Origin of the sequence: Agaribacterium haliotis, from assembly GCF_002312815.1 — a bacterium.
Taxonomy (GTDB): domain Bacteria; phylum Pseudomonadota; class Gammaproteobacteria; order Pseudomonadales; family Cellvibrionaceae; genus Agaribacterium; species Agaribacterium haliotis.
In genome coordinates this window covers 162,743-178,478 of the sequence record NZ_NKQJ01000004.1, presented here as the reverse complement: position 1 = coordinate 178,478, position 15,736 = coordinate 162,743, and the positions used below count along the sequence as shown (strand labels likewise).

The following is a 15,736-nucleotide window of genomic DNA, read 5'->3' as shown; positions in this document are numbered from 1 at the left end:
AGAAAAAACTAGCTTTCTCGTTTTTTAAGGCGTGCTAAAGGTAAAGCTATCTAAAAAGAAGTGCCACTTCAAAACAGCCCCCGTCGCTTCAATACGAACAGTGTGGGTGCCGGCACTAATAGCTAGGCCGGTGGCAATCTCATGTTCAACAAAAACATTGAGGTTGTTGCCATAGACTGGTGTTTCGGCAACGGCAACACCGTCGATATAAATTTTGGCGTTGGAGTCGCTGCTTTCCATCGTCGACGCAATAAAGCTCAGGTCATAGTTACCACTTACCGGGAAAACAACTTCGTAATCCGCCCAAGCACCTGTCAGTATGTGATCGGCAAAAGTCGTCGTGCCCCAAAAGGTACGAGTGGTAAAACCGTCCTGAGTACCACCGGTGGCAACAAAGTCTTCGCCTTCGGTCAAAATAGGCTCCGCGGGATTTGTGCTCGGCTGCGGTGATGGCTGAGTCGACGGCGATGGACTCGGTGAGGGCAGCGGGCTATTTTCCGCAACAACGCTGATATCACTGACCGTGTATGTCTCGTCACCCCAGCTGGTTTTGCCTTCAACAATTAACTCAAAACTCGAGCCGCTAAGACCCGCAAGTGCGACACTCTGCTGCGCAAACGCATTGACGAACTCAGACAGGGCGAGCTGCGCGCCGCCGTCAATTTTGTAATAGATATTCAGATAATCTGAATTCTCCATAGGGCCTGTACCTGAAGCCTTCATGCTCACGGCAAAGCTCGCTGCAGCCGAGGTATCAATCACGCCTGTGCTCCAGCTCAGTGTTTGCTGTGTGATGCTGGTTCCAGCGCTGCTAAATGGCAAGTCACCGGCCGGCGTTTGGCTTGGGGAGGGGCTGGGCACTGGGCTCGGCGACGGACTCAGAGAAGGGCTCGGCGACGGACTTGGCTCTGTGCTGTTTAACAAAACAAAACGGATTTTGTCCGCATTCCACTGCCAGGCGCTGGCGCCACTGCTCTGTACTCGCAAGGTGTAATTGCCGGAAGTAATGGCCACACTGTCTGCAACAATTTGAGACTCGTAAACTTCCCAATCACCGGTCGCACTGAGCCCTGAACTTGCTATCTGATTGCCATCCAGGCTAACAATCACACCGAGCTCACCGGTCATCGGCGAAGCGGCATCAAGCACAATTCGATAGTTGCCGGAAACGTCAAAACTCACCGGGTAATCGGCGTAATCACCGGAGGTATTCCAGTTAATAGTCGAGCCGTTTTTATTAAAGCCGAGAATACTGTCACCGCCGATAGCGGCTCCGTCACGCCCGGTTAAATCAAAGTCTTCCAATTCAACCAAAACGCTGCCACCACCGGGCGGCAAACTCGGGCTGCTAGATGGCAGCGGACTCGGAGAAGCTAAAATACTGGGGCTTGGCGAGGGCGATGGACTTAACAACGGAGAGGGCGAAGGTGAAGGTGACAAGCTTGGGCTGGCACTCGGCATTGGGCTTGGGCTTGGGCTTGGACTAGTACAATTCGGCGCACAGTTCAGTACTTTCAGCAAACGCAGGCCAACTTTATCTGCGTTCCACTGAAAAGCATCCGGCGCACCGATGGATTTAATACGCACGGTGTGCGTACCGGCGCTCGGCACATTAATGGCGTTGCTGACAACGACTTCCCGGTGCGCATCCCAGCCTGCAGTCGGGCTCAGTGAACTTTGTGCATTCACCACACCGTCAACCAGCACTTCAATACCGGAGCTCTCCATAATCGTGCCGTAACTCAGGGCAAACTGATAAATACCGGCCTGCTCAAAGTTCCACACGTAGTCGGCCCAGTCTCCGGTTTGGTTGTAGTTTATATTGCCGGCGGCAACATTAATTTCCATGCCCCCGGTGGTGCCACCGGTCGCATCAAAACTTTCCGCTTCGCGCCACTGCATAGCACCGATGGGGTTGACCACTTCAACATCGATGTAATCACTGATAGTTGTGCCGTTGATGCTTGCCGTCAGTCGCGCAGTACCTTCACTGAGTGCAACAATATCTCCAGCGACAACATCGGCCACGGCAGCATTGCTGCTCACCCAATTCAGCTCCGTTAAACTTGAGTCGGCAGGTAAAATCTGAACTTGTACGGGCAGGGAATCACCGCTGGGCATCAGCGTCGACTCGGGCAATAAAATAAGCTCGGTCGGCATTTGTATCGATGTTTGCACATCGACACTGCTGCGAATGCCATTGCTGGTTTCGACAGTGACCGTCGCCGTGCCTGCAGAGCGCGCAGTTAAAACACCGTTCTGGTCTATCTCTGCCACCGAAGCCGGGCTTACCGACCAAACGACACTGCGATCCGGGGCGTGAATTGGGCGCACGGCTGCACTTAATTGCTTCGACGAACCGACATATAAATTGCTCGGCACACCGACAATAGCAACACTTTCAGCGAGCAACTGGCTGACACTGACATTGATGTTATCGCTCATGCCGCCGTCGACCGAGCTTGCGCTGATGGTTGCCGAGCCGACACCGGTACCAGTAATTACACCGTTTTGGTCCACAGAGACAACACTGGGGTTCGTCGAGCTCCAATTGATGCGTTTGTTAGAGGCATTAGCCGGCGAAAAATTTGCTGTCAAAGCTTGCGACTGGCTTACCTTCAAACTTGCGCTATTTTCACTGACATTAAATGAGCTCAATGCAACACAGTCTTTACAGGCCGGTGTTGAGCGACTGATATCTTTATCAAAATCCCAGACTTGAATCGCCATCGCAGCTAAATCACCGGCCGGCAGGAAACTAAACTCGACACTGTTGTTGCCGTTATCAGCTAAATATTCAACCGGGAACGGGAATTCCAGAGTCGCCAGAATATTTGCGTCCTGGCCCTCGCCGCGCAAGTCGTTATCTATCGCAACATCGTGGCCATTAATCTTTAAACTCGAGCGATCGACGCCGCTCTGACCAAAGTGACTCATATAAAATGCTGCGGTAATACGCAGTTGCGCTTCACCTCTTGCCGGCTTGCTAACCCCGTTAATTTGCGCCGTAATAGTCGAGCCGTTGGCGCCGACACGGTGGGGGGCCGCCGCACTCAAAGGCTCGCCACTGAACTTGCTTTCATTGTTGTTAAAGGCCGGGTTGATGGCACTGGCGTATTGAATGTCGAGCACCATGGTGGAGTCTGCAGCGATCACCACAGAATCTGGCAGCGCCGCGAGTTCGGCTTCGGCCATAATCGGTTTACCCTGGCCAGTACCCGGGTGAGCATCTATCGCTTCGTCGAGATAAAGGTGGCGCAAGCTGATACTTTGAATGCTGTTGCCTTGAATACCGGCCCAGCTCAGATCAAGCTCGGTATCTTCTTTTTCCATGCTGTTAATAATGACGTAAAGGTGATTCTCACCGCGGCTGTCATTGTTATTTACATAGGCATCCACTTGAATATCGCGATCGGAAGACCAGGTATCTAGACGGGTGCCATCAATATCGCGCCACAGTTCAAACCAGTGAATAGCCGGGTTAAAATTCCACACACAGTCGCTGTAATACTGGTAACCGTTGTCATTATTTAAGGTACAGCTGTCGTAGTCCCTATCCATTACACTCTGAGCATAAGGTGTTGTCGCCCCACCATCGCCCCACTGACCTTTAACAACAATAAACGGCAAAGACATGGTGATGTAGTCGGGGCGCTCTAAAAATTGCATCTGCATCTGAGAGAAAGGCTTGAGTTTTTCCCAGCGCATGCGAATGCGATCGAGTGTTGTGCCCTGCTCCTGGTACATACCGTGTACCGCACCAAACTCACTGACAATTACCTCTTTTTTGGGGCCGGGTACCATCTTATCGTCGTACCATTCGAGCAGGTCCATCACCGCCTCGCTGTGTGAACCTGCGCGCACTCGCCCGCCCGAAGTCTGCCACGAAGGCCAGTCGTAAAGGTGAATGGAATAAAAATCCATATTGGCGCCGGCGGTATCCAAAAAGCCCTTCCAGATAACATCCCACTGATACCAGCCGCGGCTGGTGGCGCTGTCGTTCATCGTTGCCGACGGCGCAAAAATCTCGTTGCGAATGCGGTCTTTCAGTGCGCGATTTTCATCGCTGTCGGCGCCGTAAAATGCCGTTAATAGAGCCTCACCCTGCAAACGCGGTGCTCCGAAGGCAGTGGCATCGCCGAGATGAAAATCGTGCAGCCCCCAGGTCATGCCACCGATAAGCGGCGCGTCATTGCCGAGGCGTGCACGCACAACATCGGCAACCACATTGTGGTAGCGAAAAAGCTCTTCCCAGGTACTCAGGTGGCCTTCGTGACCAGTCGTATTCATCTGCATATCCGGCTCGTTGACGACTTCCCAGTAGCGCGGCATTGGCAGCACGGCATCGTCACCGGTATCGCGCAAATAAGCCTCTTGCAAAAAAGCCGCGTACCATTCGGCGGCCTGCTCCATCGTGCGCGGACGCCACGGGTTCTCAGAATTGAGCGCGCCGCCAAACCAGCTATAGGTCGACCAGTTTGGCATCGCCGGACGCGGCTGCGAGGCTCCGATCATGTACTCGCTGCGATCAAAATACTCGTGCGCATCTTCGTACTTGGTCTGTAAATTCCAGTGATAACCATCCATCGCGCTAGTTAGGCTTTCGCGGCTGAACTCGTCTAAATGACCCCACGGGAAATAGTCATCGGCAGCGGGAGGCTGACTTGCATCACCTTCGGTTTGCTGGAAATACCACATCGATGTACCGGCGTCGCGACCAAAATGCACGCCGAGCTCCATTAAATAATCGTATTTTTCTTTTTCGCCAATCCACTCGTTTTCAATTGGCGATGCGTGCATGGTAATGCGGCGTTTTCTATCAAATTGGTTAACACCGTTTACGCTGTGTTTAATATCGGCATTAATATCTACCTGGACAGCGGCATGCGCAGCACCGACAACAAGGCCATTGGCTGCGACTGCAACAACACCAGCCAACAGCGTCTTTGCATTTTTCTTAAACATAAATCCCTCGGATTATTGTGTTTATTTTGAGAGTCTTGCTTTTTTAAAAGCAATACCTTTTACAGCTAGCTGTACCAAAGCTCAGCAGCCAATAAGAACGGCAGCTCCACACCGGAAGCATCTTAGTTCTTTGTAAACGGCACAAAGAGGCGTGTTAATCCATTAATCGCGCGCCGACTTCTCCCCACCTTAAAAGACAAAAAATATCCGCGGGAAACAAACAGCAATAGTGCGAAGGGCTTTTAGCCCAATCCATTCGAAGCTCGTAGATTCGGGTTCTAACAGCATCGAGACTCGGGTGAGCTGGCTTTGGCAGCTCACACAAGCGACGACTCTATGCTTTGTAGTTTTTTACTGTAAAGAAATAAAGCAGCACACAAATTGAGCAAAAAACACCCGGTATAATTTTTCTAAATATTGATAAGGTAATTCGCGCCCAATACAGGAATCTCGCGCAAGGCATAGTGTTTTGTCAGCTAGGCTCTCGCTTCTGCGGTAATTCTTAAATAGCAAAAGAGTATTAAAACGACAAAACAACAACGTAACCGCCTGTTACCAACGGAAGCACAAGCAAGTTTTTTAGTACTTTGGTTTGAAATATAAAAGATGGGGATTTGGGCCTATCCGAGATAGGCCAGGTCTAGCTAATAAAATGCATTCGTTGCACCGGGCCTGCAGTGAACAACAGAGCAGGGCAACTCTGCCCGCAAGGGAGACAAGCAGCAGAGTAAAGCGACAAGGCTCAGCCTGGCTGTTTACCGTCGCGCATATACAGGCCCAACAACAGCAATAAATAACTGCCAATAAATGCCGTTTGTAGCCAGTAAGCCCAACTTGTTTGCCCCGGCGCAAGCAGTTGTAACAGCCCCGCAGACATATTGACCGATACCAACCCTGCCACCGTGAGTGCCATTACAACAATAGCGGTCAGCGCGACATCCCTGTGCTTAGAAGCCGAATAAAACAGCCCGATATAAGCGCACACAGCAAACGAAATAATTTTATCTTGGTAAGCAAAAAATGGAGTGTCGTAATAAACAAACAGCAGCGGCACTTTAATTGAGAAAAAATGAGCCACAGCCATAAAAAAGAAATAAAGCATGCCCATATAAAAAGCGTAACGCGTTAGATTTGAGTTCATTTCTTTCCCTTAACAACACTTGTTAGTTTCGCGCTCAACTGCAACAAAACAGAAATTAGCTTACGTTAGATTAGCTTAGCTGGAAACCGCTATAAGCTGTCATGGCGCAAGTTCGGCTGCATCCAGAGCGTTCAATATGAACGAGAGAACAAAGGCTGCTGTCAAGACTAAACTTTGCCAACCAGCGCTTAGCTTGAAGTCTTCGCTCGCGCTAAACTGCTACTCCCTCTCATTGGCCACCACCAGTTTTCGCGGAGCAGCGATGAAAAACGTTGGTTTTTTGTACAAAAGCAGTGTCGGTCTCGGCTGCCTGACGTTGATGTTTTCAAGTATCGCCTGCACTGGCTGGTTTTTTTACAGCTGGCTAGGCGGGCTCCCCGGCATGATCGGTGCCGGTGTCGGCTGTGCTGTCCAGCTAATGGCCTACGGTTTTTCCGGCGTGATTGTGCACCAGGAAAACGGCCCGCTAAGGCTGGTGCTATTGTTTTTGATCGCCTCAGCACTTGCGCTTTCTATTCTCTCAAGTTACGCCACACTCAACGGTTATTTTTCCGCTCTGCAAGATCGCAATGAGGCAGCAAGACTCATTGCCGAGCAAAAAGAAAGAGCAATGAACGCTGCGCTTGAGCAGCGTGTGCAATTAATGGAATCGATGAGTCGCGATGTTGAAATTGCAGCCAGCGCCGCCAACCAGGGTTTGTCGGAGCGCTATAGAACCCAGGCCAAACGCTTTTTAGAAGACAATGAAGCCACCCGTAGCCAAATGGCTGAACAGATAGAAAAAGTAGAACAGCTCGCCCAACAAGAAATAAGCTTGCCCGACGAAAACAAACAAGCCTCCCCGATCGATGGCCTAGCCCAAGTTCTGGGCGGTCAAAACACCGCCATTCGCATGCTTTGCCTCTGGCTGGCGTTTATGTTCGATGCCCTGCCCATTGTTGCAATCACCCTGTTTGAGGCGCGCAATAAACAACCAGAAAAAAACAATACCGACAACAGCGACAGCCAAGTTCCGGCGCCGCCTAGTATTGAAGCGGCTATTGAAGCACCGAGCTTTGAAGAACTAGTTGAACAAAACAAGGATCCGCTACTCATTGACGTCGACAAAGCGGCGTTAGAGGAAAAAAAGCCACAGCTAAAATTGCTAACCAATATTTGTTCACACAACTTGCAAGCGAGCAAAGCTTTTTTCTCGCAACTGTTGGGTCTTGAAACCAAATACGACAGCGACTGGTATGTGCAGTTTTTCTCAAGCGCCGATCCGGAACTTGAATTTGGCATTATTCAGTACGACCACGAACTAATACCTGAAAACTACAGAAGCAGCCCCAGCGGCATGTATATGACCTTTGTTGTTGAAGATGTCGATCAGAGTTACAAGCGCGCGCTTGAGCTCGGTGTCGATATCATTCAGGAGCCGCGCAACGAATTCTACGGCCAGCGCCGCTTTCTCGCTCGCGAACCCAGCGGCTGCTTAATTGATATCTGCTCACCCTTTGATGCCTAAAGCTTTTAGACAGAGCTAATACAAATCACAGCAAGCACAAAAAACGCAGAACTAGCCTGTAGGAAGTAGCGACAAGCTGTCGCTACTTTTTACGCAGCAGTGCCCGCATTAAGGCTTATTTGTCACAATTAAACGAATTGCACTTAGCTGGGGCACAGCGTGATGAGTTAAAGCCTCAGCCATATTGTTTTTTCGTTGCTGCAATTGCTGAATATCCTGCTCACCCACAGCATCGTTTTTCTCTGCCAGAGAACGCAGGCGCTGAAGCTCAATATCAAAGTGTTTTTCCAGGGCAAGCAGCGCTTCGTCAACTAACTGCTTAGTTGGCGCAAGCGCATACTGTTCGGCTTGCTGATAAAACTCCGGCAGACGATCTTTTTGGCTCTTAATAATTTTGCGAGCCAGTTTTTTATCTACCTTAAGTAAAGACTCTTGCAGCTGCGCTTCACTTAGCATCGGCGCAAGATCTTTTTGCGCAAGTTCACTGCTGACAACTCGCACGCTGTAGCGCGTAAAAAACGGCAGTAAGTCCTGCGCGTATTCGCTCTGTATCGCCACGTCAAAACTGCATTCCATCAGCAGTTTGCCGGGAGGCAATTGTCGACTCGGCAACATCGCCACACATGCAGAGCCGAGTTCGCCCTGTTTTAATAGCTCCCACAGGCCTTGAATAAAGCTGTGATCCCAACTCATAAAAATCACGTCTTCACGTGTATTGGCCAGGGCCCGATCAAAACTAATTTCCACCCCCTCAGCGGGAATGCCTGGCAAAAGCGGAATTAACATTGAGTCAGATGGAATCAACGAGTAGCGGCCACCACCTAATTCTTCAAAATGAAAGTTCAGCAAATCGGAGGCCTCTTCAACGAGTGAAAGCGGGCTCTGTGCTTCAAATTCGCGGATTTGTTCAACGAGTTTGTCGGCCTGAGGTTGGCGGCAGCTATTTAATTCAAGCAAGGCATCGCGCCCCTGGTGGATTTCCGCCAGCAAGGTTTTGATCTTTGCTTGAGCCTGCTGAATCAAAGCCTCATCAATATCGTCCAGATCGTGAGGGCAAAGCTCGTCGTGCACCGCCGCTGCAGCGGGGTTTTGCTGCTCTACGCAGTTAAGTACCTGGTGATACCAAGACCAGCGCTGGGCATTGTCACAGTTTGCCGAGCTCGGCACGTGAATTTCAACGTCTCGCTGTTGGCCAATACGATCCAGGCGGCCTATGCGCTGTTCAAGTAAATCCGGGTGCTCGGGAAGATCGAGACAAACGAGCTTATTGCTGAACTGGAAGTTGCGCCCTTCACTGCCTATCTCAGAGCACAATAAAACTCTGGTGCCCTCTTCCATATCGGCAAAATAGGCCGCCGCACGATCGCGCTCAACTAAAGACATTTGCTCGTGGAAAGTAGCCGAATCGATGCCGTGATTTTGCCAGAGGAAATTCTCACACTCAGCGACGTGTTCGCGGCTGTGCATAATTACCAGCACCTTTTCCTGAGCGTGCTGTTTTAAAAATTCAGCAAGCCAGTCAAAACGCGCTTGCCATTCGCCGCTGTCGATACTGTGTTTGTGGGCTACGCGCTTAGGAAAACCGGCAACGGCAGTACGGGCATTGCGGAACAGGGTTCGGCCGACGCCGTGACAGTCGAGCACTTCGGAAATCAAGGTTTGATCGTCGAGTTTAGAATCAAGCTGATAGAGCGCGCAGAGCTCATCGCGACTTTCAGGCATGTCGCGCAGCAGTTTATTTAAAGCCTCGTAGCCCTGCTCTTCCTGCTTTAAAGCTTCAGCGGAACTGTATTTATTTGCATCAAGTAAATTTAAGCGAGCAAAATGGCTATCAAAACCCAGCTGCTCGGGTGTTGCCGTCATCAGCACCAAGTGTTCAAACGCTGCGGCCATTTGCTCGAGCGCCGAAAACTCTTTGCTTGCGAGCTCAACGTGGTGAGCTTCGTCGATAATTAACAGATCAAAGCCAGCCTCAAGAATTTCTTCACGCTCAAGGCTCAAAGCCCAGTGCGGCAGCAGGTGAATCTGAGCACCGTTAAAATCGTGGTCTTCTTCGTTGTACAAAACCGGGCTGATACCAAAGCGGCGGATGAGCTCCACCAGCCACTGCACCTGTAAAGCCGGAGGCACGGCAATTAAAACTCGGCTGACGCGCTCTTGCTTAAGCAGGCGGTTTAAAATCAAACCCGCCTCAATTGTTTTACCGAGGCCAACCTCATCGGCAAGCAAGACACGCACCTTTTCAAAATTGCAGGCCGTATTGGCAACATAGAGCTGATGGGCAATTAAATCAGCGCGCGCACCGAGCAAACCGTTTAAGCGCGAAGCATTTAAGCGCGCAATTTTTTGTTCAAACTCGCGGCGGAAGTTAAACCAGCGGCGCCGATCAATTTGCCCCATCAATAAACGCATAAACGGCTGGTTCAGCTGAATTTCAGGGCTCAATTGAGTTTCAACAACAAGTGAGCCTTGATCGGTTTCGTAAATCAGTAGCCCGCCCTGTTCGTGCACGGCCTTAACTTTGTAGGCCTTGCCATCGAGGTCTTTAATCTCTTCACCTTCTTGAAAGTGAATGCGCGTGAGCGGCGCTTGATCAAGCGCGTAGCGACGCTCGCAATCCCCGACGGGGAAAAATAAATTGACACTGCGACCTTCAATCGCAACCACAATACCTAAACCAAGCTCGGGTTCGCTATCGACAACCCAGCGCTGGCCTTGTACAAATTCAGACATAAAACTCTTGTAGTGTTTGTTACTGCTTCACCCGCTTCCCGGGGCGCGCATTGTAGTAATCGCAGGCCCGGCGCTCAATGCCAACACCTATTTATCTGTCTTACCAAAGCCCTTAGTTACAATAACGGGCGGTTAAAATTTACCGCCCCAGGCGTGCAGTAGACTTAGAGCATCCCCCCAAAGGAATAGAGACAAACTAATTTCGAGGCCGCCGGGTTGTATTCCTGCGCCCCTGCGGCCTGCGAGCCGGGCTTGAGCGACGGCCGCTACCAGAGCGAGTACCCTTGCCCTGCTCGGGCGGCACCAGCGCGTTTTCACCCGTGCCGATTAAATCCTTACGCCCCATCGCTTTAAATTCTTCGCGCAAGAGCTTCCAGTTTTTTTCATCGTGAAAACGCAGCAGGGCTTTCTGAAAACGACGCTGTTTTAAGTTGCGCGGTGTATGAACCCCACCTTTTTTGTAGCCAACACGCTTGAGCGGGTCTTTTCCGCCGTAATACATCGCTGTAGCCAACGACATCGGCGATGGATAAAACGTCTGTACCTGATCTAAGCGGTATTTGTTCTTTTTCAGCCAGAACGCCAAGTTGATCATGTCTTCATCTTCGCAGCCCGGGTGGGCGGCGATGAAATACGGAATTAAATACTGCTTTTTGCCGGCCTGTTTAGAGAACTTATCAAAAAGGCGCTTAAACTCGTAAAACGTATCTATGCCCGGCTTCATCATTTTGTTGAGCGGGCGCTCTTCGGTGTGTTCCGGTGCAATTTTTAAATAACCGCCAACGTGATGCGTTACAAGCTCTTTTATGTACTCCGGGTCTTTAACCGCCAAGTCGTAACGCAGGCCCGAAGCGATAGCGATTTTTTTAATACCCGGAATTGCTCGCGCCTTGCGATAAAGCTGAGTCGTCGGCGCGTGATCTGTTACAAGGTTTTTGCAAATACTTGGAAAAACACAGCTCAGGCGGCGGCAGTTCGCGTGAATCTGCGGGTCCTTGCAGTTGAGCATGTACATATTGGCGGTCGGCCCACCGAGATCAGAAATCTGCCCGGTAAAACCGGGGGTCTTATCCCGTATCGCCTCGAGCTCGGTCAAAATACTCTCTTCCGAACGGCTTTGAATCACCCGGCCTTCGTGCTCGGTAATCGAACAAAACGAGCAGCCACCAAAGCAGCCGCGCATAATATTGACCGAGGTTTTAATCATGTCGTAAGCGGGGATTTGCGCATCGCCATAAGCCGGGTGCGGCACACGCGCATAGGGCAGCGCAAACACCGCGTCCATTTCGTCAGTTTCGAGCGGTATCGGCGGCGGGTTAATCCACACCTCCCTGTTGCCGTGTTTTTGCACAATCGCACGCGCATTTTGCGGGTTGCTCTCGAGGTGCAAAACACGCGAGGCGTGACTGTAGAGCGCCTTGTCGTTGCGAACTTTTTCAAAGCTCGGGATGCGGATAACGGTGCGGCTCTCGTCGAGCTCGTGCTTGCGCTGCAACGGCATCGGAATGATGCGTATCGGCTCGGCCGGGGTTGGTTCCGGCTCCTGCATCGCTACATCCGCAGCGCTGTTGGCCTCGGTTTTACAGTTCTGATCACCCATGCCTTCCATCGCATAGGGATTGGGAATAGCATCGATATTCTTGGCCCAATCGATGCGGCTCGAATCAATAACCGTCCAGGCGTCAGGCACAGACTTTTTAAGCACCGCAGTGCCGCGCACATCGTGCATATCAACAATGCGCTCACCTGCCGCTGCGCGTGTCGCCACTTCGATAATAGCGCGCTCGGCATTGCCGTAGAGCAAGATATCGGCGCCGCTGTCAATCAGCACCGATCGGCGCACTTCATCGCTCCAGTAGTCGTATTGGGCTATGCGGCGCAGGCTCGCCTCTATGCCACCGACAACAATCGGCACATCCTTATATGCTTCGCGACATTTTTGCGTGTAAACCGTCACCGCGCGGTCGGGGCGCTTACCACCTTCGTTGTTGGGTGTGTAGGCATCGTCGTGGCGCAGGCGCAGATCGGCAGTATAGCGATTGATCATCGAATCCATATTGCCGGCACTGATACCAAAGAACAGATTGGGCTCACCGAGCTGCTTAAAAGCCTCGCCATCTTTCCAATCCGGCTGGCTAATCATGCCGACCCGAAAACCCTGCGCCTCTAATAGGCGGCCGATTAAAGCCCCGCCAAAGCTCGGGTGATCCACATAAGCATCGCCATTGATAACAATAATGTCGCAGCTGTCCCAACCGAGTTTGTCCATCTCCGCGCGGCTCATTGGCAGAAACGGCGCGGGCTCAAAACAAGAAGCCCAGTATTTTGGATAGCTCAACAGGTGAGGCGCTTTAATAATTGCGGTCATGGAATTTAATTGGGGTGGGAAACGGCCGCCATTCTACCTGAGTGCGGCGCGCGCTTCTAATAGACTTCGCGCTGGCATCCGAAAGCGGGCTAAAACAGCTCAGCATTGTCGAGCTCAAACTTGCTTTGATCCAGCTCAGCGCTATACAGCGTGAGCTTATTGCGCCCCAAAGCCTTGCTGCGATAGAGCGCGCGATCGGCTTCTTCAACCAGCCTGGCCGCCGCTTTTTGAGGCTCAACAACGGTAAAGCCGACACTGACTGTCACCTGCCCACCGGGAAAGCAGTGGCCCTCAACACGGCGGCGAAAGCGCTCAAGCGAAAGCTTGGCCCCTTCGAGGTTGGTCTGGTTGAGTATGACCACAAACTCATCGCCGCCGAAACGAAAAAGAAAGTCGGAATACCTGAAAGTCTGCTCAAACAGGCGTGCAAACTGCAACAGGACTTCATCGCCGTACAAGTGGCCGCGACTGTCGTTAATCTGCTTGAAGTGATCGATATCGAGCATGGCCAACCACGAGCACTTCGGCGGCAGCGTTTTACTGCGACGATAGAAATCGAGCACTTGAGACAGAATCAGATCAAAACTGTGCCGGTTTGGCAGTGAGCTGAGCTTGTCCCTTTCTTTTTTATCAAGCAGGGCTACTTGGTTGGCGTAAACCGCAAACAAGCCGTTAACCAGCGCAACGTTAAAGCCATTTAGCTTACCCTTGAGCAATACCACACGCCGGGGTTTTACATCGCGACTGACATCCAGGCTCATCCACGGCCCACTGCGTTCGACGAGGTAGTGTATGCCGCCGCGGTGGCTGTCGAGCACTTTTTGCAAGGTTTCGTAGTGCTCGTCGCGGCTGGCCTCCTCGAGGCTATTCGGAAAGCGACGCACGAGAAAATCGTGGTGGTGATTGATCTCGGCCGTGCGCTTGGCAACATCGCCGAAGATTTCATAGGAAGCGACCGACTCCACCCCTTTGAGGCCGCGCAAAATCTCTAAAAAGCGCTGAGTCATCGTATGATAACTGCTGTGTTCAAGCAGGCTGGCACTGAGCTCAAAAGCAAGTTTAAGTTCTCGATTGCGCATACATTGCGACCACAAACAAGGCAGTTGCCGTTAGCATAGAACAAACTTCGGCCAATTTATATTGAAACAAACGCCAAGCCACAGGCCGCGCGCCCGGCTTAAGCACTTGAGATACTTGACTAATTAAGCTAAAAAGCCCGCGCAACACTGTTCACTCAATGATGTAACGAGATGGTAGGAGCGAAGCTGAAGTGGGTTTGATTGGGTCTCTGCCGCAAGGATGCGGCGGCGAAGCCCCCATGGACGGGTTTACGGCGCCCCAAGAAAGCCCGCTCAAGCTTCGTTCCGGAAAGCTTTCACTTAAGTGAACAACATTGCGCGCAACGCTGTCCTTTTATCTGCGAGTATTTATGTCAGACGATTTGTATTCGATGCGCTTCGGCGGCGTCAGCCGGCTTTACGGGGCCGAACAACAGCAACAACTTGCCACTGCCCATATGGCGGTTATCGGTCTCGGCGGCGTCGGTTCATGGGCAGCCGAAGCGCTCGCGCGCAGTGGGGTCGGAGCACTGACCTTGATTGAACTAGACGATATCTGCCTCACCAATAGCAACCGCCAGCTGCATACACTCAGTGACACCATCGGCCAGAATAAACTCGATGTTATCGCCGCGCGGCTAAAACTAATCAACCCCGATATTCAGCTGCACTGTGTATACGATTTTCTGACACCCAAGAATATCGAGCAGCTGATTGTCCCAGAGCTAAATGTGGTGCTAGACGCGATTGACTCTGTCAACGTTAAATCTGCTCTGCTGGCCTACTGCAGCCGACAAAAAAAACGCCTTATCTGTGTTGGCAGTTCGGGCGGCAAACGCGACCCCGGTAAAATATGTGTGGGTGATCTCGGCCAAACAGAAGCCGACCCCATGCTCGCTAAGTTGCGCAACCAGCTCTATCGCCACCACGGCTTTAAACGCAGCTCAAGCGGGCGCAAATTCAGGGTAGACGCGGTTTTTAGCAAAGAAGCCATGGTCTATGCCAAACCTGACGGCTCGGTGTGTGCAAACAAAAAAGCTCTGGTTGACGGCGTCAAACTCGATTGCGCCGGCGGGCTCGGCAGTTCGGTGATGGTGACAGGTAGCTTCGGTTTTGTTGCTGCGGCCAAAGCCATTGAGCGCTATCTCGAAGACTGTTTAAAAGGCAAATAAACGCCGGCAATTGTCGCTGCAGCGACGGCGAATTTCATCTTCAGGTTGACCGCGCAGCTCGGCTAAAGCCCGGGCAATCTCCGCCACGTGTTCCGGGCTATTGCGCTGCCCCCGGCCCACCCAGCTCGGCGCCATCGCCGGCGCATCGGTCTCTAATACAATATTGTCGAGCGGAATCTCGGCAAAAGCTTGGCGAGTTTTTTTTGCCCGCTCGTAGGTAAATACACCGCCGGCACCGAGCACAAGCCCCAGCGCCACATATTGCCTGGCAAGCTGCACGCTGCCCGAAAACGCGTGCAGCACCGCACCGGCCGGTGGCGGGGTCGCTTTCAGCTCTGCCAGAAGCTGCTCGTGCGCCTTGACGCAGTGCAATATAAGCGGTTTGTTTAGCTGTGTCGCAACGTCGATATGCAGCTGTAGAATTTGCCGCTGCAGCTGCATATCCATACCTTTGAGCTTATCTAAACCACATTCGCCGACAGCAACACAGAGCTTGTCTCTGGCGGCGCTTAGCAAGCTGTGTTTGAGCTGCGCCAGTGAATTGTGCTGTAAATAGACCTCGCTATACCACGGGTGCAAACCCACCGCATAACGCCAGCCCGGATGGGCCAGGCACAAATCGCGCGCCACTGGCCACTGGCCAGGCTCCACCCCCGGTATCAAAAGGGCTTCAATATTCAAATTCTGACAGCGCTGCCACACAAGCGCTCGATCGCGGTCAAAATCACTGAAATCAAAATGACAGTGACTGTCTATCAGCGGTGCAGGTTGAGCCAATGGCGACCTCGTGAA

8 protein-coding genes are annotated in these 15,736 nt (G+C 51.8%); 2 read left to right on the top strand and 6 right to left on the bottom strand.

Annotated features, from left to right (window positions below; translation table 11 throughout):
* Nucleotides 1-24: 24 nt before the first annotated feature.
* Together CFK45_RS06800 and CFK45_RS06795 are read right to left on the bottom strand one after the other, a co-directional pair.
* On the bottom strand, nt 25-4,965 hold the full coding sequence (locus CFK45_RS06800; RefSeq protein WP_096085680.1) for an Ig-like domain-containing protein: 4,941 nt from the start codon (nt 4,963-4,965) through the stop codon (nt 25-27).
* Between the two features lie 742 nt (nt 4,966-5,707).
* A complete protein-coding gene (locus CFK45_RS06795; protein ID WP_143247492.1) occupies nt 5,708-6,106 on the bottom strand; it encodes a hypothetical protein in 399 nt (132 codons plus the stop codon).
* A gap of 262 nt (nt 6,107-6,368) precedes the next feature.
* Between CFK45_RS06795 and CFK45_RS18625 the strand changes: the two genes are divergently transcribed.
* A complete protein-coding gene (locus CFK45_RS18625; RefSeq protein ID WP_204378430.1) occupies nt 6,369-7,613 on the top strand; it encodes a VOC family protein in 1,245 nt (414 codons plus the stop codon).
* A gap of 108 nt (nt 7,614-7,721) precedes the next feature.
* On the opposite strand, the gene CFK45_RS06785 is transcribed toward CFK45_RS18625, so the two are convergent.
* The 3 genes from CFK45_RS06785 to CFK45_RS06775 form a co-directional block, all read right to left on the bottom strand.
* The gene (locus tag CFK45_RS06785; protein ID WP_096085678.1) at nt 7,722-10,346 is read right to left on the bottom strand and encodes a helicase-related protein; all 2,625 of its coding nucleotides are present in this window, start codon (nt 10,344-10,346) and stop codon (nt 7,722-7,724) included.
* Nucleotides 10,347-10,542: 196 nt separating this feature from the next.
* A complete protein-coding gene (locus CFK45_RS06780) occupies nt 10,543-12,714 on the bottom strand; it encodes a YgiQ family radical SAM protein (RefSeq protein WP_096085677.1) in 2,172 nt (723 codons plus the stop codon).
* An 89-nt stretch (nt 12,715-12,803) separates the two neighbouring features.
* Nucleotides 12,804-13,793 (bottom strand): GGDEF domain-containing protein, encoded by a 990-nt coding sequence (locus CFK45_RS06775; protein ID WP_096085676.1) that lies wholly within the window; start codon nt 13,791-13,793, stop codon nt 12,804-12,806.
* A gap of 350 nt (nt 13,794-14,143) precedes the next feature.
* Here CFK45_RS06775 and tcdA point away from each other — a divergent pair, with 350 nt between their 5' ends.
* On the top strand, nt 14,144-14,944 hold the full coding sequence (gene tcdA / locus CFK45_RS06770) for a tRNA cyclic N6-threonylcarbamoyladenosine(37) synthase TcdA (RefSeq protein ID WP_096085675.1): 801 nt from the start codon (nt 14,144-14,146) through the stop codon (nt 14,942-14,944).
* Here tcdA and CFK45_RS06765 read toward each other — a convergent pair.
* A complete protein-coding gene (locus CFK45_RS06765; protein WP_158224619.1) occupies nt 14,930-15,721 on the bottom strand; it encodes a TatD family hydrolase in 792 nt (263 codons plus the stop codon). The two genes, tcdA and CFK45_RS06765, sit on opposite strands and share 15 nt — an antisense overlap.
* Between the last annotated feature and the right edge of the window lie 15 nt (nt 15,722-15,736).

Coding starts and splice junctions, on each gene's coding strand:
- CFK45_RS06800 (WP_096085680.1), bottom strand. CDS start 4,965: ATGTTTAAGAAAAATGCAAAGACGCTGTTGGCTGGTGTTGTTGCAGTC.
- CFK45_RS06795 (WP_143247492.1), bottom strand. CDS start 6,106: ATGAACTCAAATCTAACGCGTTACGCTTTTTATATGGGCATGCTTTAT.
- CFK45_RS18625 (WP_204378430.1), top strand. CDS start 6,369: ATGAAAAACGTTGGTTTTTTGTACAAAAGCAGTGTCGGTCTCGGCTGC.
- CFK45_RS06785 (WP_096085678.1), bottom strand. CDS start 10,346: ATGTCTGAATTTGTACAAGGCCAGCGCTGGGTTGTCGATAGCGAACCC.
- CFK45_RS06780 (WP_096085677.1), bottom strand. CDS start 12,714: ATGACCGCAATTATTAAAGCGCCTCACCTGTTGAGCTATCCAAAATAC.
- CFK45_RS06775 (WP_096085676.1), bottom strand. CDS start 13,793: ATGCGCAATCGAGAACTTAAACTTGCTTTTGAGCTCAGTGCCAGCCTG.
- tcdA (WP_096085675.1), top strand. CDS start 14,144: ATGTCAGACGATTTGTATTCGATGCGCTTCGGCGGCGTCAGCCGGCTT.